10 protein-coding genes are annotated in these 22,705 nt (G+C 44.7%); 1 reads left to right on the top strand and 9 read right to left on the bottom strand.

From position 1 onward, the window contains the following. Positions 1-15: 15 nt before the first annotated feature. The 9 genes from HMPREF9447_RS14955 to HMPREF9447_RS14915 form a co-directional block, all read right to left on the bottom strand. Positions 16-2,943 (bottom strand): glycoside hydrolase family 97 protein, encoded by a 2,928-nt coding sequence (locus HMPREF9447_RS14955; RefSeq protein ID WP_009130580.1) that lies wholly within the window; start codon positions 2,941-2,943, stop codon positions 16-18. Between the two features lie 58 nt (positions 2,944-3,001). Then, entirely contained in the window at positions 3,002-4,903 is a 1,902-nt protein-coding gene (locus HMPREF9447_RS14950) for a family 43 glycosylhydrolase (RefSeq protein ID WP_085938334.1), read from the bottom strand. 149 nt (positions 4,904-5,052) lie between these two features. Beyond that, complete coding sequence (locus HMPREF9447_RS14945) at positions 5,053-6,132, bottom strand: glycoside hydrolase family 88/105 protein (protein WP_085938341.1); 1,080 nt, start codon at positions 6,130-6,132, stop codon at positions 5,053-5,055. Between the two features lie 319 nt (positions 6,133-6,451). Then, the gene (locus HMPREF9447_RS14940; RefSeq protein ID WP_009130577.1) at positions 6,452-7,747 is read right to left on the bottom strand and encodes an alpha-l-rhamnosidase; all 1,296 of its coding nucleotides are present in this window, start codon (positions 7,745-7,747) and stop codon (positions 6,452-6,454) included. Between the two features lie 43 nt (positions 7,748-7,790). Next, positions 7,791-9,035 (bottom strand): DUF2264 domain-containing protein, encoded by a 1,245-nt coding sequence (locus tag HMPREF9447_RS14935; protein WP_009130576.1) that lies wholly within the window; start codon positions 9,033-9,035, stop codon positions 7,791-7,793. Between the two features lie 142 nt (positions 9,036-9,177). Continuing rightward, the gene (locus HMPREF9447_RS14930) at positions 9,178-10,302 is read right to left on the bottom strand and encodes a glycoside hydrolase family 43 protein (RefSeq protein ID WP_009130575.1); all 1,125 of its coding nucleotides are present in this window, start codon (positions 10,300-10,302) and stop codon (positions 9,178-9,180) included. Between the two features lie 106 nt (positions 10,303-10,408). Next, positions 10,409-12,427, bottom strand: coding sequence for a RagB/SusD family nutrient uptake outer membrane protein (locus HMPREF9447_RS14925; protein ID WP_009130574.1), 2,019 nt, complete (start codon positions 12,425-12,427; stop codon positions 10,409-10,411). Between the two features lie 15 nt (positions 12,428-12,442). Beyond that, positions 12,443-15,760 carry a SusC/RagA family TonB-linked outer membrane protein gene (locus HMPREF9447_RS14920; protein ID WP_009130573.1) on the bottom strand — a complete coding sequence of 1,106 codons (3,318 nt, stop codon included), beginning with the start codon at positions 15,758-15,760 and terminating at the stop codon, positions 12,443-12,445. Between the two features lie 221 nt (positions 15,761-15,981). After that, positions 15,982-20,187, bottom strand: a complete 4,206-nt coding sequence (locus tag HMPREF9447_RS14915; protein WP_009130572.1) for a hybrid sensor histidine kinase/response regulator transcription factor — start codon at positions 20,185-20,187, stop codon at positions 15,982-15,984. A gap of 370 nt (positions 20,188-20,557) precedes the next feature. Here HMPREF9447_RS14915 and HMPREF9447_RS14910 point away from each other — a divergent pair, with 370 nt between their 5' ends. Then, positions 20,558-22,576 carry a DUF2264 domain-containing protein gene (locus tag HMPREF9447_RS14910; RefSeq protein ID WP_148374834.1) on the top strand — a complete coding sequence of 673 codons (2,019 nt, stop codon included), beginning with the start codon at positions 20,558-20,560 and terminating at the stop codon, positions 22,574-22,576. Positions 22,577-22,705 lie beyond the last annotated feature (129 nt).

Genomic DNA, 22,705 nt, shown 5'->3' with positions numbered 1-22,705 from the left:
TTAGTATTTATCGATTTATTTATTCTTCCAGTATTTTTTCAATTGATCAGCCTCTTTCTTAGTGATATGAATCACTGCCCCATGCTTGGGAGAAGAGAAGTTGGTAGCCTTCATCACTCCCTCATTAAAGTGTCCCAGATGTGTGAAGTTCACAAAATCAGTTGTCTCACTGAAACCGAAGTTATGAGGATTGATGCTATAAATGTCATACATCACTACCCATTTATCTTCGCCAATGCGTTTCCACATATTAGGTGCTTCGCAAGCTCCCGGTTCCGGATCAATCCATTCCGGAAGATAGGTGTAACCACGGTTTATGTATTTGGAAACTGCCTGCTTGATGCCGGGAGTTCCATCGTGAGCTACATAGAACATGTGATACTTGTCACCTACTTTGGTAATATCCGCATCAATGGCTGATTTAGTAACATCAGGATACTGGAACAACAGGCGCGGTTCTGTCTCCAAGCCGTCAAAGTCTTCATTTGCATAAGCATAATAGAGCATATTCCGTGCATTACCCATGCGCATAGTGAAGTACACCATGATTCTGCCTGCATGTTCATCATAAACCAGTTCGGGTGCCCAGGCACAACCAATCTCATCATATCCGGGAAAGGATTTGTCTATGCGGACTACATGATGCGTCCAGTTAATCAAGTCTTTCGATTTCATCAGCACCAACCCGCGGTTGTTACCCCATCCGTATTTTGCACCGTCTCTCTCCCACTCCGTATTACGGAATCCCTTCTTTTGGGCAAAGATGTGTAAATCAGTCATTGCTATATAGAAAGTACCATCCGGAGCACGGTAGATGTGCGGGTCACGAATCCCTTTCTGTTCGGCAATCGTATCACCGGCAATGATGGGCTGACCATTATTTACATCCGTAAAGGTATATCCGTCATCACTTACAGCAAAGTACAGGCTGTGTGTATCATCTTTAAAATAAGTAAACAGGTAGGCACCCATTTCCTTTTCATCTGTCTTCCACTCCCGGGTCAGCACTGCGCCACCTTCCGGTTGAAGGGTCAGTTGCAGTTTGCCGTCCGCTTTCAACCTCACCGATTGCAGTTGGGGTTGCAACAGTTTGTCGTCATTATAGAGAGAAACAGTTTGTCCTGCCAACATGGGAAGTTCGAGTTTCAGTTTCAACAGTTCCTTCGTACCATTCACTGCTGCTACATACCACTGCTGACCATGACGGCGGGCAATCACTGCATATTTTCCGGGATAACCGTCAACGAAACGAGTCTCATCCCACGTGGTCGGCACTTGCTTCATAAAGTCGAGGCAAACCTGCGGAGCGTCTGTCAGATTATTGGGAGCTAAAGCATAGTTCTGGATAGGATTTTGGAACAGTACGGCAGTAGCCAACTGGAATACGTCGGTAGTCCGGCGTGTGGTTCCACCATTATTGCCACGGTTCAGACGTTTGTTCAGGAATGTGCCGCCAAACTCCATACAACCCACCGTATTGCGGATAAATGGGTGCAAACAAGCATTGAAAGCCTCTTCATCACAGAAATGCTGATTAAAAATTAAATTCTCAGAAGCCAGGACTGCTTCACTGCCAACATAATTAGGATACATGCGTTCCCAACCTCTGGGCACTGTACAACCGTGGAAGATAACCATCAGTCCATGATCGTCAGCATCACTCAGGATAGCTTCGTACAAGCGCATTGTTTCCTGCTTGTCTCCACCGAAGAAGTCCACTTTGATACCTTTGACGCCCTGTTCCTGCAACCATTTCATTTCACGCTTGCGTGCAATGGGGTTATCCATCAAGTTAACAGGACCTTGTTCTATATCATTCCAATAACCGCTGGAACTATACCACAGGAATACATCCACTCCTTTGCCCTGTGCATAGTCAATGAGAGACTCCATACGTTTATGACCGATACGGGTATCCCACCAGTTATCTATCAGCACATATTCATATCCCATAGCCGCAGCCAGATCAACGTAACGCACCTGGTCGTCATAGTTGATGCTTCCATCCTGCCAGAGAATCCAGCTCCATGTGCCACGCCCCATCTGATAATCATGTTCCGTTTCATACAATGGCTCCACTACATCCCAAATAACGGTAGTTTCTACAATAGGTTTCAGTGTTTCGCCTACCGTAATCGTGCGCCATGGGGTAGAACCCGGTAAAGCAAAAGCCGGAGCAATCGTCCCATTACCATTATTTTCTTCGGCCATAGGGAATGCTACTGTATACAGATTACCTTCGGTAACATCGCTCAGGCGCGAACCACAATAACGGCTATCAACTCCCGTCTCGCTGATGAGTACCCAGCCGTCTTCACCCACATGATAAAGACAGGGGAAAGTATATCCATGTCCGTATTGCGAACGCACATCCATTGGGGCATCAGCCTTATATTCTTCTTCATAACTGGGTTTGGTACGTTTCCAGCCTATCATGGCATCACTCTGGGGAGTAAGGAAAGTAGTGGTTTGCGCCGGGAAGCGGAAACCGGTCTTTTCACTATCTACAATGACACTTCCCCGCTCTCCTCGTTTAGGCAATGTATAGCGGAAAGCTACATCATTGTCGCTCACGCGGAATGTCACGTCCATCTTTTGTCCCTTTGCATTAGTAAAGGCACATACCAGTTCATTTGCACGGTAGTGTATGTGTGAAGCCTTGATACGCGTCTGGGTATAAACAGTATCAATCTTTCTCTCTTTATGTCCGGTCAGTTTCATTGCTTTCGCAAAGTCTCCCACATTGGTTTGCAATCCCAAGGGAGATGATTCGAGCATCTGCTTGCCGTTATAAGTGAGAGAATACGCGGCTTCTCCCCCTTCCGGACACGAAACGGTTAATTGCAGCTTACCGTCAGGTCCACTGACGGTTACATCTTGTGCAGCCAGCGGCAAAGTGGCCGCCATACATAAAAAGGCTAATCCTTTCAGTCTGTTTCTCATGTTTAAAATAGTTTCTCAGGTATTTTCTACTTACTACTAACTACTTACTACTAACTACTCAACGAGTAGGCACTACTCGTTTAATCGTTCCATCTTCATTGAATTCCATGCGGTCAATACATACTTCCCGATGCGTACCCGGACTATCCTTCAGATAGTTCTTATTAATACGATGATAAACGATATACCACTCATCGGTACCCGGAATTTGTAGTACTGAATTATGCGCAGGGCCATAAATCTCTTTTTCCGGATTCTGAATCAATGCAATAGGATCTTTGGCTACTTCAATCGGGCCAAGCGGTGATTTAGATGTGCCGTATGCCACATGATAATTAGGTGAACCGGTGTCATCCACCGACCACATAAAGTAATAGAGTCCATTACGATAGAACACGTAAGGCGCTTCACGGAATGCATAGTCCTGCAAGGTTCCGCCTTCGGGAGTCATCACCGTGAGGGTTTTCTTCTTGATGGAAACCATGTCTTTATTCAATTCCGCACCGGCCATATAGCCATTGCCCCAATACAGGTATGACTTGCCTGAAACAGGGTCAGTGAAGACGTCCACATCAATCTGCTGGCCACGACCTACGGGAGATTCTGTTATAATGGGGTAACCCAAATCCGTAAATGGTCCGGTAGGAGAATCCGCCACAGCCACTCCAATCTGTTTTCCGCCTTCCTTAATCGGATTGCCGCTATAATAGAAGAAGTATTTATATTCGCCTTTTATCAGTTTTTCTTCGATACATGGAGCCCACGCATTACCGTTTGCCCAAGGTACCTGATCGGATTTCAAATCGAGCATGACGCCCTCGTATTTCCAGTTCTTCAAATCATCCGAGGAGAAAACCGTAAAGTACCATCCTCCCCAACCGGGTTGCCCATCGGTGGTAGAATAGATATAATATTTCTTGGTCTTTTGTGAATACAGCACTTCGGGATCGGCATGAAACCCCGGTAATACGGGATTGTTGGGCACTGCACCCAATTCAGCAGGTTTACCCCACTTGTCAGTGATACGTATCAATTCATCACGAGTAATGGGAAGAATCGTTCCGTGACGGGGATGGAAGTTCATTTTCACCTCGCTATCTATGACTTTGAAGTTCTTCAGGTCGGTGGTTTCCGTAAACTGGTATCTGCCTTTCGTATATACATCATACATTAATATATACTTATCCTGATTAATCAACTTAAACGTACCTGCACCTTCCACGGCATCTGTGGTCTGCTGCTTGTAGTCAGGTTCTTCTTCCCACTTACCGGAAGTCAAAGAACGGGTAGTCGCTACTTTAATTCCATTTCCATGTCCTTCGGTCTTATAAAACAAATGGTATATACCATCTTTATATACAATGTCTCCATCGATACATGACTTTTTATTCTCCGGAATAAACAAAGGCTTGGGTTCGCCTTCCAAATCAGTAAAATCGTCATTGGCATAAGCATAGTAAATCACATCGGCACCATCACCGTACTTCATGGACCAGTAAACCATATACTTTCCGGCTTCCGGATCAAAAACCGTCTGCGGTGCCCATACCCTTTTCAGTTTTTCCTGTCCGGGATAGCGTTTCTGCATATTAATAATAGAGTGCTTCCAATTAACGAGATCATCAGATTTCAGCAGTACCATTGCTCGGTTTGAGTCCCAACCATTATCGGATACCATATCTGTCACCACCATATAGAATGTTTTCCCATCCTGGCTACGCAAAATATGCGGATCGCGCACGCCTCCGGTTGAACTGATAACTTTGGAGTCGATGACAGGCTTACCACCATTCAGTGTCCAGTATGAATATCCATCCATACTTACAGCATAGCACACAGCTTCTTCACTAATATGATTTCCAGTGAAATAAGTGAATAAATAAGCTACATAATCCTTCTCGAGAAGGGGCTCTTGCTGAGAAAAAGCCGGGAACACAGACAATAATAAAGCTATTGCCATAACTCTCATTCGCAATAAAATACTTTTCTGATTTACCATAATTATTTTATATTAAAGCACTTAGAAAGTGTAAAAATAACACTTCATTAAATATTCTACAAATAAGGCGCATATGTTACACAACATATACGCCCATAAACGCTATCTGATCAATGTAAATTCAAAAAACGCACCATCTCGCATGCAGCCAGCAAGAATGCTCCCACACCGAAATTGGCAGTTGAGCTGGCATCTACCACCTGTCCCGGAATAGCTTTTTCACCGATAGGTTGTACATAGCCGATACGACCGTCCGGTTGCAAAGCAACAGTCGTCAGATATTTCCAGGCTTTTTCTACAACCGGTTGATAAGTGGCCTTATCCAGATAACCATTGTTCATACCCCACAACAGACCATAGGTAAAGAAAGCCGTACCACTGGTTTCCGGTCCCGGCGCATGCTCGGGATCAAGCAAACTGCGTGTCCAGTATCCTTCCGGTTGTTGGCAGGCGGCTACCGCTTTCGCCATAACCTGAAAACGGTCGATATATTCCTGGCGGTATTCATTGGTTTCGGGCAAATCCTTCAGGACTTTAGCCAAAGCCGCAAGTACCCAACCGTCTCCGCGAGCCCAAAAATCCTTCTTGCCATTCACACTTTTATGCTTGGGATAGATATATTTTCCATCCCGATAGTAAAGGGCATCCGCGGGGTCGTACATCAAACTATCGGCAAATACCCAGTATTCATGCAGTTTTTCCAGATAAAGCGAGTTGTTTGTTATCTTATATAATTTAGTCATCACAGGCATCACCATATAAAGGCCATCGGCCCACCACCAATAATCATTCTTATCGGTACTCATCTGATACTCCATCACTTCACGGGCGCGGGCAATTTTCTGCGAGTCCGGCTCCAGGTTATACAAGTCGGCATAGGTCTGGAAGCAAGTCTGGTAATCGCCAAAAAGCACATAGTCGTTACTTTCTCCATAGCTATATTTCCATTCGGCTTTATCGTCCGATTTAGCACCTTTCCATTCATTGTGCTCCGCCCAGGCTTTGGAGTAGTTCACGAAAGCAGTGTCTCCGGTAAGGAAGAACGCTTCCATATTGCCTGTATGGTAGGCGGCATTGTCCCAGAAAGCACGTCCATGCTTCGGGTTCTGCTCCTGCCAATAGTTATTCACCTTATAAATTATATCCACTACTTCTTTAGCCTCATCTTTCGGGACGGCACAAGCCGACATTCCACTTAAACAGAAAGCTGAAATCAGGATGTTTCCAAAAAGCGTCTTCATACTCTTATTCTTATTCATTAATTTACTAAATTACTTAGCTCATATTCAGGACTCTGGTGTTCCCTTTCGTTTCCTCCTTAAGGTAACTCCCGTTTCCCCCCTATGGGAACTACAGTTTCCTCTCGTGGAAACTCCCGTTTCCTCCTATGGGAACTACTGTTTCCCCTTGTGGAAACTGCTGTTTCTTCTCATGGGAACTGGCGTTTACTCTCGAGGGAACTGTTATCGCCTACCATTGTAATAACATAGTACCTATATAGAGCTCACATTAATCATTATTATTCACTTCCAGCACATATACCGGCTGAGGTGCAAATTCCACCATACGTTCTCCGTCACCTTGCTTTGTATGTTGCACAAAGAGATGGAGACGACGTTTCTGCTTCCAAAGCTCCGTATCGTGCGAGGGTTCCCAAGCGTCTACCGGGAAATCAGTCAAATCGGTAAAAGTCCAGTCGCCAGTCCCTACAGCCGGCGCATGTGCCATCGACACCCGGCTTCCCCGCTCTTCGTCACGGAAGATATAGAAGATTTCTCCACCTTCCACCACAATACGCGGGCGGGCAATAGGAATCATCTTAGTGCCGCCGCCTTTTAGGGAGAAAGAGGTATGGCGGTCCGAAACCTGGCGGTTGTGCCACATCTCCCCATCATGCCATACAATACGGTATTGCGGTACTTCACTATCGGGATTGCGCCAATAAGTGGCAATATAAGGATTGCCGCTTGCATCAGCACTCATGCTGGTCTGATTGATTAATTCGGAGTTTTGTGGAATACGGCAAGCATATTCTGCATTATTATAGCGGATTGGCAAGTCATATTGCTTGCCATTCGCCTTGTACCACGTCACGCCGTTGTCAAAGGAACGGGCGTAGCAAAGGTCATGGTTGGTCTCCACATGCCACGTTTCGCGCCACACCCAGGACAGGTGGATAGTGCCTTGCTCATCCACATAGAGTTGCCAGTAAGCATTCCGCTTATCTTCACCGTCAATCAGGATATCCTGCACCCGGCTCCATTTCTTCTCTTTTACGGAATAGCGATTCATTACCAGATTGCCACGGCCGGAAGAACCGGAACGGTAAACAAACAGCAAATCGCCCCCATTCAGCGGATAGAACTCCGGATAGGTGACGTTTCCCTCATCCACACCGGTCATCTGCTCTTTATCTCCAAGTTCCAGCGCGTGCGGGGCTATGCTACGGCAATAATTCAGTTTATGCCCGTGATGGTCGAATGACACATGCAGGTAGCCGTCGCCGTCCAGCATCATGCTGATGATATTATGAGCATCCTTCACGTTTCCCTTATATTGGGTCCGGTTCAGCGTCCATTGGTCCGAATCCAGTTTCCGTTTGCCCAATATCAGATAGCCATCTGCATCATAGTAGGAGATATATTGCTCATCTCCTTGCGTCACAAGCGAGTTGTTCCTGAATACAGTTGTATTGACCGACGTCTGGCTATATCCTTTTCCTACTTCCACAAGCCGGGCTTGCTGTGCCCGGAGTGTGAAAGCTGTTAAGAGAATCAGAAAGAAAAAGAAAATGTATCTGTTCATAATATCTTTAATTTAAGAATAAATTCAATGCTTACTGCTGGTCTTAATAGGCATGATCTTTCGGAAAGTCTTCTCCACCCCATGCTTTCTTTGAGGTCCATGGCTGTGCTTCATCCGTCCAAAAAGGGTCATCAGCGGGCAGTCCCAAAGGCAGGAAGGCAAGTGAAGCCAGGTATAAACTACCGTTATTCGTATACCAGTCCGAAATGTTTGGTTGAGAGCCATTGAAGCCTAAAGTCAGGTAGCCTTTTTCATTAAAATTCCGGTTATCGCCAAACATGCGCTGAATGACAGCTGTCATCGCCGCACGCACCTGTCCGGCAGGCAGTTCCTTAGGAAGCCAGCCACGCAATGACAACAAGGCAAGCGGTTGCAACACGCCTGTACGATACGTTATGGAGCGTCCGAATACGGGGAAAGTACCTTCGGGAGAGATAAAGCGCTCCAATATCATGCCGAAGCGCTGCATACGTTTCACTGCCTTCGGGAAGTTGCCACCTTTTACATTCCAGATAGCATTTTTTCCGGCATCTGTCATCACTTCAAGGCATTCCACGTACATCGGATGGATTACAAAACTATTGTAGTAATCGAAAGCAAAGTCTTGACCGTCACTGTACCAGCCATCACCCACATACCATTCGTCTACTTTACGCAAAGCAGAAGTTACACGGTAATAATCGGTTTGTGCACCCGCTTTCTTCAAGAAACATTCAACGGTGGAGGAAAACAGCAACCAGTTTGTATAGGGAGGATCAACCCGGCGCAATTGTTGGAACTCAGCGATATAGCGCTGTTTGGTTAGGTCGTCCAGTGGCAACCATAATGCATCGTATCCACGCAAGAAGCTCTCTGCTATATACGCAGCGTCCACTAGGGGCTGGCCTTCTTTTCTCCATAACAGATAGTCTTTACTTTCAGGGTCTACAGACTGGGCATAACTCTTCAGAGCCCACTCACGTAACTGTTTGCGTTGTTTGCCTTCTGCCGTATCATCATCCGGTAATGACAACCATGGAGCCAAACCTGCCATCAACCGGCCGAAACACTCCATATAGGTCACCCGTTTGTCTCGTCCGTCCCAGGTAGGGCTCAATTCAACCAACATATCCTCCTGTAGTTTGCCTTCACTCATACTACTAAGCACAGGTGCCGCCATCTGGTACAAGACTCCCGCCCACAACTCACGGTCAGTCTTTACTTTTTCCGGTTTCTTCTTTGCCGAAACTTGAATGGGAATCAGTAATGCTACGGTCAGCAGTAGCCACAAATATTGTTTTGTTTTCATGATATTCTATATTAAGTTGTTTTTCATCGTTGCAAATATATCCCTTTTATGGTAAACCGAACTACCATAAATATTCCAAATAGGGGTAAATTATCAGTCAATTCTACCATAAAAGATAGATTTTCATTCCAATTGATGCATTTTACCACTTACTAACCCATTCAATAAACGGAACCCCTTTCTCATCAAAACGAATGGGTAACCAGATATATCGCGAATCCAACAAGCTCTTCGGACGCCAGGCATCTGCCATAAACATATATCCGCCATCTTCCAATGGCAGTATATAAGTGCTTTGTCCACCAAAAGTGATTTTCGCATCTTCACCTACACAAGGATTGGGTAATTGCGACCATTCTCCTAAAATAGAAGAGGCAGTCATCAGCCGGGCTTTATTGGGTTCCCAACCCGTACATCCCGAAGCGATCATCCAATACGTTCTATCTTTTTTGAATATGGCCGGTGCTTCATTATGTCCCCCGGGAAATATACGAATGTATTTTCCAGAATGACTCATATAGTCATCAACCAATTCCGCAATGTGGAGTGTCAGGTTCTCTTCCGAGGAATAGATATGATAAGCCTTACCATCATCATCCACAAATAAGGTCATATCACGCGACATCTGTCCGCCTTCCAGGTCACGCTTCACGAACATCCCTTTATCGACAGCTTCACGCCATTCCGGTGTCCACCACTCATAAGTTTCCGGATTCCAGGTGAGTTGCCGCTCCTCCCGGGGCATATTCAGTGGATAAACGCCGGGATTTACACGTCCCGAACGGACAAAACGATAAGGTCCTGTCGGAGTATCGCTTACCGCCACTCCTGCACGGGAAGGTCCATATCCCTTTCCTTTAAGTTCCAGATGGAACCACATTACGAATTTCCCTGTCTTCTGATTATATATCACTTTTGGACGTTCTATGATACAGCCTTTCTCTATATCACTTCCTACCTCATCAGATACAGCCAAAGCTACACCTTCATATGTCCAGTTGCGCAAATCGGTTGACGAATAGCACGTCACACCCACCTGAGTCGTAAAACCGGAAGAGGGGCGATGCTCTCCAAACCAGTAGTATTTTCCATTATTAAAGAGAATACCACCACCATGGGCATTGATTACATTTCCATCCGTATCTTTCCAAACTTCACCGGAGACAATATCTTTTTTGCCTATTGAATTTGTCTGTCCCCACAAAGACGTCTGAAACAGGATACATAGAAACAGTAAATGCCCTATTCTTTTCAAATATTTACTCATATCTTTATACCATATTAAAAAAGGAAAGCGAGACAAACCTTTCACGAGGAAAAGGTTTGCCTCGCCTTATTAAGAACAAAAACCTATCGAAAACTAAAAATTACTATTAATTAGTCTTATCCTCATCGGCAACTGCTTCTTCCCAGTTGGTAAACATCTCCACTGAGGCATCATAGCCGTCATATCCGTAGTTCTGACGAAGTGTGGCACCGATATTGGCTGTAATAGCCGAATTGGGTACAGGCCAGAACATATTATGCTTAGCAACCTGATAGTTAAACGTTTTTGATCCTGAGAATATCGGACCATTATTGAAGAGGCTGTAACGTGTGCAACGCTTAAACCAATAGCTACCGCCATTCAAATCAGTACCAGTCTGTTTGTCCCAAGTAGACAAGTCATAAGTTTCTCCCCATTCATCGGGTTGGCCGCTACGAGCCAAACACCATGAAATACGAGTCAATTCAGGCTGACGCCATTCTTCCAGATAAAGCTCACGGGCACGTTCGTCGGTAATATTACCGATGGTAACCGTAGTAAACATCTTCTTGGCATTAGCACGACGACGAACTGCATTTACATCCTCGGCTGCACCGCTTGTATTGCCTTGATAGAATTTAGCTTCCGCACGAAGCAGATAAGTCTCGGCAAGACGGAATAAATAGAGATCACCATTAGAACAAGAGGTGCCTTTTGTAGCCCCATTGAACTGATTGGCATTCATATTTTCTTCAGCCGCGGCATCCTTAATATACACCTTATATAAAGGAGTAGGATACCAGCTACGAATCGTATCGGAACAAAGCAATCTGCCCTTTGTAATGATGGGGTTGCCTTTATCATCTACTCCCCAATCTTCCGGTGCATAGAGCGTCAAGTTTTGACCATAGAAGTCCGATGCCGGATTATTGTACTTAATATCTTCCATTTCTACCCAATTACCCACAGTACGATTGTGGCGCAAATCTTGCGTATCTTCTTCACCGTCATAACGCCAGATAGTTTTGTTGTAATGGTAGGAAGTACGGAAACAGCCGATACCACGTCCTAATGCTCGTACCCAATCCAATTCTTCGTTATACTTACCGTCGGTACGTGCATAATTCAGTGTAGGTGAACTTAGATTATGAGGATCCACTATAATACTATTGGACCAGTGCACACACATGGCACGCATCAACGGATAACCTATCCAACTCTGACTATGGAAATTCAAGATAGGCATAATGGTTTCCTTGTTTTCAGCGATAGACACATTTTCGCCACGATGAAGATCCCAAACGACATTACGTTGCACTGGCACAGTTTTGTCATTACCTACAACATACGTTCCGAACGAAGCATCCATCAACTTCAAGCCATGATTATTGATTAAGTCGGTAGCCACGTCTTCCGCTTTCTTATACTCACCCGTTACGAGATAGCATTTGATAAGCAGCTGCATACAAGCTTCCTGATTCACCGTACCCATGTAGGGCATATCTTTCTGAGCCGGTACGTTTTGAACGGCAAATTCCAAATCGTGTACCAACATCTGGAAGATAGCTTCCTTACTTGTAGACTTATAGTTTTGCTTAGGTACCTCGATAATTTTCGTTACCAAAGGAATGTCACCGAACAGCAATGCCTGATGATAATAACCATAAGCGCGATGGAAGTAAGCACGTCCTTTATACTCGTTACGCACTTTCTCATCCAGACTCTGCACCTGGTCTACATACGAAAGCACAGTATTGGCAAATTTAATACTGGTCCAACCACGGTCCCAGAAACGGCTCATTGAGTTCTCGTCACCGCCGCCCTTCATACCGTCAGTCGGTGTAATCTTGTTGGCAAAATCATCCATGAAAAAGCCCGCATCAGTCTTTGCATACAAGCCTATATCGGTCATAAAATAAACCGAAGCTATCGGAAGTACGTTACCGTTACCATCCATCAACATTTCCTTGAGTCCCAAGTCGCACATAGCCATTGCCGAACGCAAACCGGATTCTGTAGTATAAGTATTTCCCGGGTTATAGAATGACAAGGGGTCTTGTTCCAGGAAGCTGTCCGAACAACTTGCCAATATGGCTGCTGAAGCTAAAACCATATATCCCCTTACTAATTTATTCATCTTCTTCATATTGTCTTTCAGTTATTAGAGTGTTATATTCAAACCAAAGTTAAAGGCACGGGTAGCCAAGCCGCCTGTTTCGGGGTCACCATATTCCCAACCGGAAATAGTACAAACATTCTTGATGCTTGCGGTCACACGAACCTTGTCAATCATATATTTTTTCGTCCACCTCTTAGGCAATGTATAGCCAATGGTGATGTCATCCAAACGGACAAAATTGCGGTTGTAAAGTTTGTCCACACCAGAGGCCAAGCCTGTATTAGGACCTACAGCACCCAAACGGCAGTAGTCGTTGGTCGCGTTGTCGGGCGTCCAATATTCTTTTTCAGGCATATTGAAGCCATTAAGTACCTGTGAACCACCGTTGTCCTGATTCAACCAATAACCATTGGTACTCTTGTGTCCCATATAGGAATAGAGTGAGAATGAGAAAGTCAAATCCTTCCACAGAGTGAATTCATTGCGTATATTCCAGTAAATGGGAGGAGCCGTAGTTCCAAGATAAGTTTTATCGTTATCATTGTAAACCGGCACGCGGGTACCATCATCCAGAATCTTATCATCTTCCGTATAGCGGTTCACTACTTTCGGATCACCCGGCTTCTGGCCTACCAAAGCAGCGGAAGCAATATCTTCGGGCGTATTCTGCCAAACGCCATCAGTTTCGTAATACCAGATGGTACCCATAGGTTGTCCGATGTACCATTTGTTAGAAGTATCATCACGCTCTACGCCGTTTTCGTCATAATCGTAATAGATATGATTGATGCGATTCTTGTTGATAGAGAAACCGGCGGAAGTATTCCATGTAAAGTCTTTGGTCTCAATGTTAGTAGAGTTCAAAGAAATTTCAAAACCCTTATTCTGCACTTCACCCAAGTTGGCGGTGATAGTGCTGAAACCGGAGAAACTCGGCAGACGCTGTCCCATAATCATGTCAGTAGTCTTCTTGAAATAATACTCCACCGTACCGGTCAAACGGTCGCCCAATACAGAGAAATCCACTCCGATATTCCAGGAGTTCGTCTTTTCCCATTGCAGGTTAGGAGCAGCCAAACGGTCCATATACAGAGGATTAACCACTGTTGCTGTGCCGTTGTTGACATAGACCATACCGGTGCCGCCCAAGTTCAGGTTGGCCAACGTTTTGTACACGTCGCCAAAGTCACGGTTACCGTTGGTACCCCAAGATGCACGCAGTTTAAGCATATCCAGCCATTCTTGAGTACCTTTCATGAATTTCTCGTTCGAAACAGTCCAACCTAAACCTACCGAACCAAAGTTACCCCAAGGATTCTTGGCTCCGAAGCCTGCATAACCGTCGCGACGGAATGTACCGGTAAACATGTAGCGGTCGTTGTAGCTATAGAACAAACGGCCCAGGTAAGAAGCAGCTGTGTAGTGTGTATCGGTAGTAGAGAAAGAGCTCTGCTCCTTGTTAGCACCGCCGGTATAGTGGAAACCAAGCGCATCACTTGGTGTGATGTTACGGGCATTAATTTTATCGTTCCAAGTGCGATGTTCTTCAGCTTCTTGCACCAATGTCACTGTAAAGTGATGGGTATCAGCAAAAGTACGGTCCCAAGTAATGGTATTATTCAAGTTCCAGTCGAAATTCTTGGACCATTCACGGTTCACACCACGGCCGGATGCCGAAGCATCGGGCAAGTCGGCCGACATGAAATAACGGTCGTAGAACCACTGATAACGCGGAGCAATATTGAACTGATAAGTGAAACCCAAAGGTAAGGTAACCTTAGCATTAAAAATGGTATTCAGTACAGTATAGCCTTTCTCCAAGTCGTAGTACTGACGGTCGAAATAGTAGTTATAACCACCATTCGTAGCCGCACCCGACATGGGATATTGCTCATAACCACCATTTTCATCATACATAGAAGCGTAAGGAGAATTACGCAGCATATTGGCATCCCAATAGTTGCTACCCAATGATACCTGAATATCACCGTCAGAACGGTCTTGGAAGTTCACATTCGCACCAATCTCCAACCAGTCGGTAATCTTGGCGTTAATCTTCATGTTCGAACGGAACGCATGGTATTCATTACCTTGCACGGCACCTTCATTGTCCATGTAACCAACAGACAAATAGTAGTTGATTTTATCAGTAGCACCCGAAATACTGGCATTGTAGTCTTGATTTATACCGGTGCGGAAAGTGGAATCATACCAGTCAAAAGAGTTTCCAGCCAAGAAATTACTATATACCAGCGGAGAAACATCCATCGTCAGACGGCGTGCAAACAAGCTAAGCGCGGATTCACCTTCAGAAAGTCCTAAACCGCTCATACCGACAGAAGAGGCCCAAGCATTTTGCTCTGCCGCTGTCATGTTTGCAGGATTGTCATAGTAACCTTGTGGATAAGCAGGCTTAAATATTGAGTTGCCGGCTTCATCCTTCTGCTTAGTGTCTACCAGCCTATTATAGTAGCCATAAAGTCCGTTTTCCCCTTGATCATAAGTATTCGCCATCTTATACCAATCCTGGCGGTAACGCAGATAACCGGAAGCATTGTAATAGTCACGATAAGCCGACTTTTTGTTGACAGCCAAGTTAGCGCTTACGTTGATGACAGGTTTTCCTTGTTTACCTTTCTTAGTAGTGATAATGATGACACCGGCAGCAGCCTTAGCACCATAGATAGCAGCAGAAGAAGCATCTTTCAATACGTCAATCTGACCGATATCGTCCGGATTGATTTCTGAAAGTTCACCATAGAAAGCCATGCCATCCAATACAATCATCGGCTTGGCATCAGTACCCAACGAGTTCTTACCACGCAACTGTATGGAAGCATCGCTCCCCTTGGCAGAAGCATCGTAACCAATCTGCAAGCCCGGAGTACCGCGTAATACATCTTGTACAGAGCCCGGGTTTGAGTCAGCTATTTTACTGGGATTAATCTGTACGACCGACCCTGTAAGGTCTTTCTTACGCATCGTACCATAACCAACTACCACAACTTCATCCAGCATTTCACTATCCTCTTGCAATGTCACTTTCACAGATCTTTGCCCCTTCAGAGGGATTTCTACTGTTTTGTAACCCACAAAACTTACTATCAATGTAGCATTCGGACTCGCTTTCAGAGAGAAATTACCATTAATATCGGTAATGCATCCATTGGAAGGTACACCTTTTTCGACCACACTGGCACCAATTACAGGTCCCAACGGGTCCTCTACTGTACCTGTTACTGTAACTTGGGAATTCTGAGCGCTCAGATACGAGACGTTCATCATAAGAGCCATACAGATTATTAAGGTAGAAAGCACCTTACTCAATCCCGCCCTCGAGGAAATCTTTTGTTTTTCCATCGTATGAATTTTAAGATTAAAAAAATAATTTAACACGCAATATGGTTGATAGAACTGCATGCTTAGTTCTATAGCCACATCGCAAATCTATGGACATTCAAAGAGTAAAGGGCTTACGAATGTCCCAAACATGTTTGTATTTGGTGCATGGGACAAAAGCCTACATAAGTTGAGACATTCTTCAACATATCAGGCTTAATGCAAAAAGATTAACAGTGAATTTATTCTCCTTCAATGGTTCCGCCAGAGGTGAAACGTTCCATATACTCGGAAGGCTGCATACCTATTTCCTTCTTAAAGGTACTGCTGAAATAGCGCGGGTCATTATAGCCAACTGCATATGACAATTCAGATATACGGATCTGTTTTTTCTCTTCCATAATACGGCAGGCCGCCTTCATACGGATATTGCGGATAAATGAAACATAGGTTAATCCTGTCAAGGATTTCAATTTACGGAAGAATGTGGATTTAGTAGTATGCATCTCTTCCAGAAAACGGGTCTGGTCAAATTCCGGATCATCCAAATGACGATTCACACAATCAATGGCACGTTGCAGAAAATCTTCATCCATACTGGTATAATTCAACTCTTTCGCCTCAAATACCAGTTGTTTCTTGAAGTCTTTCATAACCCGCTCGCGAGATTTCAACAGATTACTGATACGTGCATGAAGTACACTTAAATTAAACGGTTTCGTTATAAATGCATCTGCACCCGACTCATATGCTTCCACCCTGTCTTCTTCCTGTTTTTTTGCAGTCAACAGAATCAATGGAATATGGGAAGTGTCAAAATTACCTTTTATATTCCTACATAATTCAATGCCATCCACTACCGGCATCATCACATCAGATACAATCAGGTCAATGTCCTCTTCCTCTAACACATCAAGTGCTTCCTTACCATTGGTTGCAGTATGGATTAAATATTCAGTGCCCAGAAGTTTCACCATCAATCCCAATAAATCCTCGTTATCTTCAACCAATAATAAAGCATATTTTTTCTCTTCCGCCACACTTTCTTTGCCAAGATCACCATCTTCCGGCAAAGACGGTGCATTCGTAAACACGACATCTTTCTGCAAGTCATCAGCCACATCTGGAGTTGGGAGAGTACCAGCATCATCTATTTCTTCTTCAGAATAAGCAGAACGACCAATCGGAATCTGTACATTAAAGGCTGTCCCCTCTCCTTCCTCACTCTCTACGGAGATTGTGCCATGATGCAAGGCTACCAAATCGCGCACCAGCGACAACCCAATACCCGTACCAATGGTGTTGAACCTCCGGTAATCTCCCTCATAAAAGCGTTTGAATAAATTCTTTTGCGATTCTTTCGAAATACCAGGACCATTATCTTTTACTATAATATAAACTGTTTCATTTGCTTCATCATGCTTAAGTTCAATCCTGACCTTCCCACCGGCTTTGTTATATTTAGAAGCATTAGAGAGCAAGTTATACAATATCTTATCCAACTTATCGGGATCAAAGAAAGCAAAACATTTATCCGCATCACTTTGAATAGTGAAATGAATATCCTTTTTCTTCATCAATGGGCGGAAACCATCTAAACTCCGGCGCACAAACTGCGCCAAATCTCCTTGTGACACTTTCAATTTCAGGTTACCTGTCTCTGCTTTGCGGAACTCCAATATCTGCTGCAACAGGCGTATCAACCGATTTATATTATGTGTCATCACACTATATTGCTCCTTATAAGCAGGGGCCGTCTGTTTTAGTTCGTCCACAGAAGCCGAGATGATGGTCAGCGGAGTCAATAACTCGTGTGTGATATTAGTAAAGAATTGCAGTTTGGCATGATTTATCTCCTCAGCCTTTGCCTGTTCCATTTCACGGAGATGCAATGCATTGCGCAAACGGATACGATTACGGATAATCCGGAAAATATACCAGGTAATACCGAGAAGTACTAATATATATAAGGTGTAGGCCCACCAGGTTTTCCAGGGCGGCGGCAGAATAACGACTTTTACAGTTTGTACATTCTCGTCCCAGATACCATTTGAATTGGAAGACTTCACATGAAAAGTATAAGTGCCGGACTTCAAGTTATTGTAATATGCAAAACGCTTGGAGGCATTTGTATATTGCCAACCCGCATCAAAGCCATCCAATTTGTAGGCATATTGATTCCTCTCCGGATTGGCATACTCCAATGCAGAGAACTCTATGTTGAAGTTATTGCGCTTATAGTCCAAAACAATTTCGTCCGTGAACCTTGGAGACAGGCTTGAGATTTCTGCACGTTCCTCATCAGAAAGAGCAGTCCACGACTGATTGAACACTTCAATATCAGTGATTACGACCGGAGAAGAGAATACCTGCTCTTCCTGCCTATCAGGGTAGAAGCTGTTGTACCCCCGGTGCCCGCCGAAGAACATTTCACCATCAGCAGCAACGAACGATGCTCCCCGATTGAATATATTATCTTGCAGACCATCAGAGGTGGTATATAAGCGATAAGTCACATTCTGCAAATCCCGCGGCACAGTAAGCCTCAACAAACCTGCATTGGTTCCCAACCAAAGATTACCTTTTTTATCACTCTGAATATTCGCTACCGCGTCTCCCGGCAGATTCCATAACTCATGCACCGGCAAGAACGCATCTGCCGCAGCATCGTAAAGACTCAAACCGCTTCCTCCGGTTCCCACCCAAATGCGCCCCTCAATATCCTTATAAACACAGTCGGCATAATTGCTGCTCAACTTTCCGTTGGCAACTGAATAACCGGAAAGTGTATATCCGCCCAAGGAATTTCCACTCCCTTGAATACGAATGACTCCATGAGTACTGGACGCCATCCACATATCACCATTGTGCCCTTCGGCAAGTTGCATTACAACCATATCCTGCACCGGCACACCTCCCACGCTCAAAGAGTCAAAACGTACCGGAATTCCATCTGCCGCACGCATCGAGGTTCCACCCCTGGTAGCAAACCAAAGGTTATGTCTGGAGTCTTCATATATATAATAGATACAAGAGTTGCACATCCATGGGGCATTCGAAGAATTATGTGCTTTCACACCTGTCCCCATAGGTGCCGACTTATCTATCTCGTAAGCCCCTCCATTGTATACGCCAATCCAGATATGACCGGTAGATGGAGATTGCATGATGGACATTACAGTAGAAATCCCACTGTATGAGCTGAAGCTGGACATCTGGCCATGATGAGTGAATTTCCCTGTCTCACGGTTTTTCACCCCAAAGCCATAAGTGCTGATTCCCATCCAGAGTTGTCCTTCGTCATCCAGCAGAATACTACGGACTGAATTACTCTTTAGCGTCCGCTTCACTTCGGGCAAACGGTCCAGGCTGAATTTCGCTTTACGGGTATTCACCATATTGACACCACCCCCAATCATACCTACCCACATGATGCCTTGCCGGTCGCGCCATAAAGAGGCTACTTCGCTAATGCTAATAGAGTTTTCCGACTCACCGGAATAGCAATTCTCAAATTTAAAACGTGGCGTCTCTGCATTCCGCAATGGGAGTATGCTTAAACCGCTACGGGTGCCTACCCACAAAGAATGAGTATTGACATCCTCAGAAATAGCATAAATCAGATTGTCAGAAATTGTACCCGGTTGTTTCTCATCATGAGCAAATGTTGTCCAAGTTGTTTTCTCCGGATTATAAGCATTGTGCAGCAAATGTAAACCCGAGCCCCAGGTTCCCACCCATACATCCCGGTGGCTATCCTGAAAAACAACATGGGCAGAGTTCCCTACATTCATTCTCGGATATTTCCAATATTTACCGGTTTTCGTTTCATAACGGAACAATCCCTCACTCCACGTACCAATCCAAATGTCCCCACGGTCATCTTCAAACAAAGATTTAACAGTTGTCCGAGGAAATACTCCATCAGTATTGCTTTGGTTAAAAGCTAAAAAACGATTTTCATCTTCCAGATACTCAAGCAATCCCCCTTCGGTAGCAAACAAAATGCGGTTATCACTCGTCACCAGAATCTGAGACGTACCTGTACCAGCCACTTCCGCGTTCTCTATCTTACGGATTTTTCCGGTTCGCTTATCCAATACATTCAGTCCGTTATAAGTGCCAATCCACAACTGATGTTGAGCATCCTCAGCCACACACATGATATTATTACTGGTAAGCAGGTCAGGGCAATAGAGATTGGATTTATAGGTCGTAATGGAATAACCATCATACTGGAAAAGTCCGTTACGGGTAGATATCCAGATATAGCCATCCCGGTCTTGATACACCGATTGCACATCTTTGCTTGACAGCCCATTCAGAATAGATGAAGATTTAAACGCCAAAGAATCATGCTTAGGCGTCATTGTAGCTTGGCATACCAAAGGGATGAATATTCCAAGGTAGAATACAAAACTCCAGATTTTTTCTTTCACAGTAAACATTATCTTCATAGTTAGTTTCGGGGGTTAATATAATTATTAAGCGCCAGCAAATATACGTAAATATATCTAAAAGTATCTTATCCATTGGTAATATTATGTTTCAATTACTCTATACCGGGATATATCTGAGATACACTTACTCCGTACTTGCTCCGTAGCAAATTCGGTTGGAGGTACTTCTAACCGAATTTGCTACGGAGCAAGTACGGAGCAGATACGGTTCGGATACGACCCGGATAGGGCTGAAAGAATGATATTGGTCCAATATTTGCCCTTTTTGACCTCAAAATAGCCACTCCCTTTGCGTAGAAAGCACTTTCTTTGCAAAGAGAAATAAATAAGAATATTCTTACCATGTAATACACACAATATGATGAAGACCGTATTTTCTAAAATGATCGGAGGATTATTACTGTTTGCTTTATTATTTTCCTTAAAAGTAAACGCATCCTCACCACAGGCTGCAAATGATTCCGTATTTCATTTAGTACGCCCGGATTATCAACTGAGTCCTCTCACCGGAATGACACGTCAGCACTGGCTGGATGCCGCCACTTATTTACTGGACGGAGCATTCAGCTATGTTCACACATTGGACGATCCGATGCACTTCCCTAAACAACCGGGAAAAAGTTACCCGGCTGACGGAAAGCCAAACAAGACAGAGAATCTGGAAGGTCTTTGCCGTACCATGTTCGTAGCTATTCCCCTATTGAAAGAGAATCCCGACTTAGAGTTGAACGGGATTAAAGTGGGAGATTATTATCGGCAGCAGTTACGCAATATGAGTGATTCGTCGAAGTCCGGATATATACAGCATCTTAAAGGAGGACCGAGCCAGACGCTTGTTGAATTCGGAGCACTTGCCTTATCACTGACCGTGATGCCGGAAATCATCTGGGAACCACTGACCCAGCAAGAGAAAGACGCCCTTGCCGCACTGATGCTTAGCTATGGCAACGGACCAACCATTGGTTCCAACTGGCGTTTCTTCAATATATTCGTGATGTCTTTTTTCAAGAATCACGGTTATACCGTCAAAGACGACTACCTGAACGAATTGCTCCAAAAGTCATTGGAGCAATATCGTGGCTATGGCTGGTATAATGATAGCCCGGCCTACGATTATTACAGCATGTGGGCTTTCCAGATGTATGGCATGATTTGGGCACACTATTATGGAGATAAATTCAACCCGGAAGCCGGACACCGGTTTGTCGATAACTTCCGTGACTTGATTCCTAACTATCCATATATGTTTGCCGAAGACGGCAGAATGAATATGTACGGAAGGAGCATCACCTACCGCATAGCAACCATCGTTCCTTTCCCACTAATGGGATGGCTCAACGACCCGTCCATTAATTACGGTTGGATGCGCCGCATTGCATCTTCCACTTTGCTTCAGTTCCTCCAAAACCCTGCATTGATGCAAGACCGGGTGCCGACCTTAGGATTCTATGGAGCCTTTGAGCCTGCGGTACAGATATACAGTTGCCGTGGCAGTGTATATTGGATGGGGAAAGCATTTCTGGGATTATTACTACCTGCCGACAATCCGTTCTGGACAGCCGTAGAAAACAACGGTGCCTGGGAAAAGGAGCTTCAACCCGGCAAGGTATACAATAAATTTATGGGGGGATCGAACACACTGGTGACCAATTATCCCAATAACGGTAGTGCTGAAATACGCGCATGGTGCCACGAGACGGTTGCCAAGGACTGGCAGAAATTCCGTTCTACTGAGAATTATAATAAATTATCGTATAATACAGCATTTCCCTGGATGGCAGATAGCCCTGATGGAAAAGTATCAATGAATTACGCTATACTGAATGCCAAACAGCAATGGGAAGTGCTTCGCCTCTATACTTTCAAGAAGTTTGAAGATGGCATTTATTACCGGGATGCAGAACTTGAAACCAATCCCGAAATCAAGTTCCGTTTGGCAGACATCCCGCTCCCCAACGGTATACTTCGTGTAGACAAAGTTTCATTCCCCGTCAGCACCGGGCTGCGTTATGGACATTATTCTCTGCCGGAATTGGATGAACCTATCACCACCAAGGAGAAAGAGACAGGAGAACATACGGTTTACTGTACGGATAACGGCGCCTATCAGACGGCACTTGTCAATTTGCAAGGCTGGACCGAAGTAGAGTTCGTGCAAACGGAAGGGCTGCATCCGGTAAGCAATAAATGTTCTGTTATCAATGCTGCAACCACCCATTCCGGTGATAAGATATTCATAACACTGCAACTGTGGAAGAAGAGCGGCAAGCCGTTCACGAAAAAGGAACTAACGCCTGTGAAGTCTTTTGAGCAAAACGGAGACACAGTAACCATTCACTTTTCTGATGGCACCGTGAAGACGGTATCTTTCCCCTGATGCCAGTTCGAAAGGAATTGTTTTTTTGCCCAAAAGCGAAGATAAGCTGCACCTCAGCATAACTTTTTCATGCAAGCATGAAAGTTCTGCTTTCGGTTTGCATTATCTTTGCCAGCAAAAGAGATTAGG

This window comes from Bacteroides oleiciplenus YIT 12058 (assembly GCF_000315485.1).
In the GTDB taxonomy this organism is placed as follows: domain Bacteria; phylum Bacteroidota; class Bacteroidia; order Bacteroidales; family Bacteroidaceae; genus Bacteroides; species Bacteroides oleiciplenus.
This window is presented reverse-complemented; position numbering and strand designations above follow the sequence as displayed.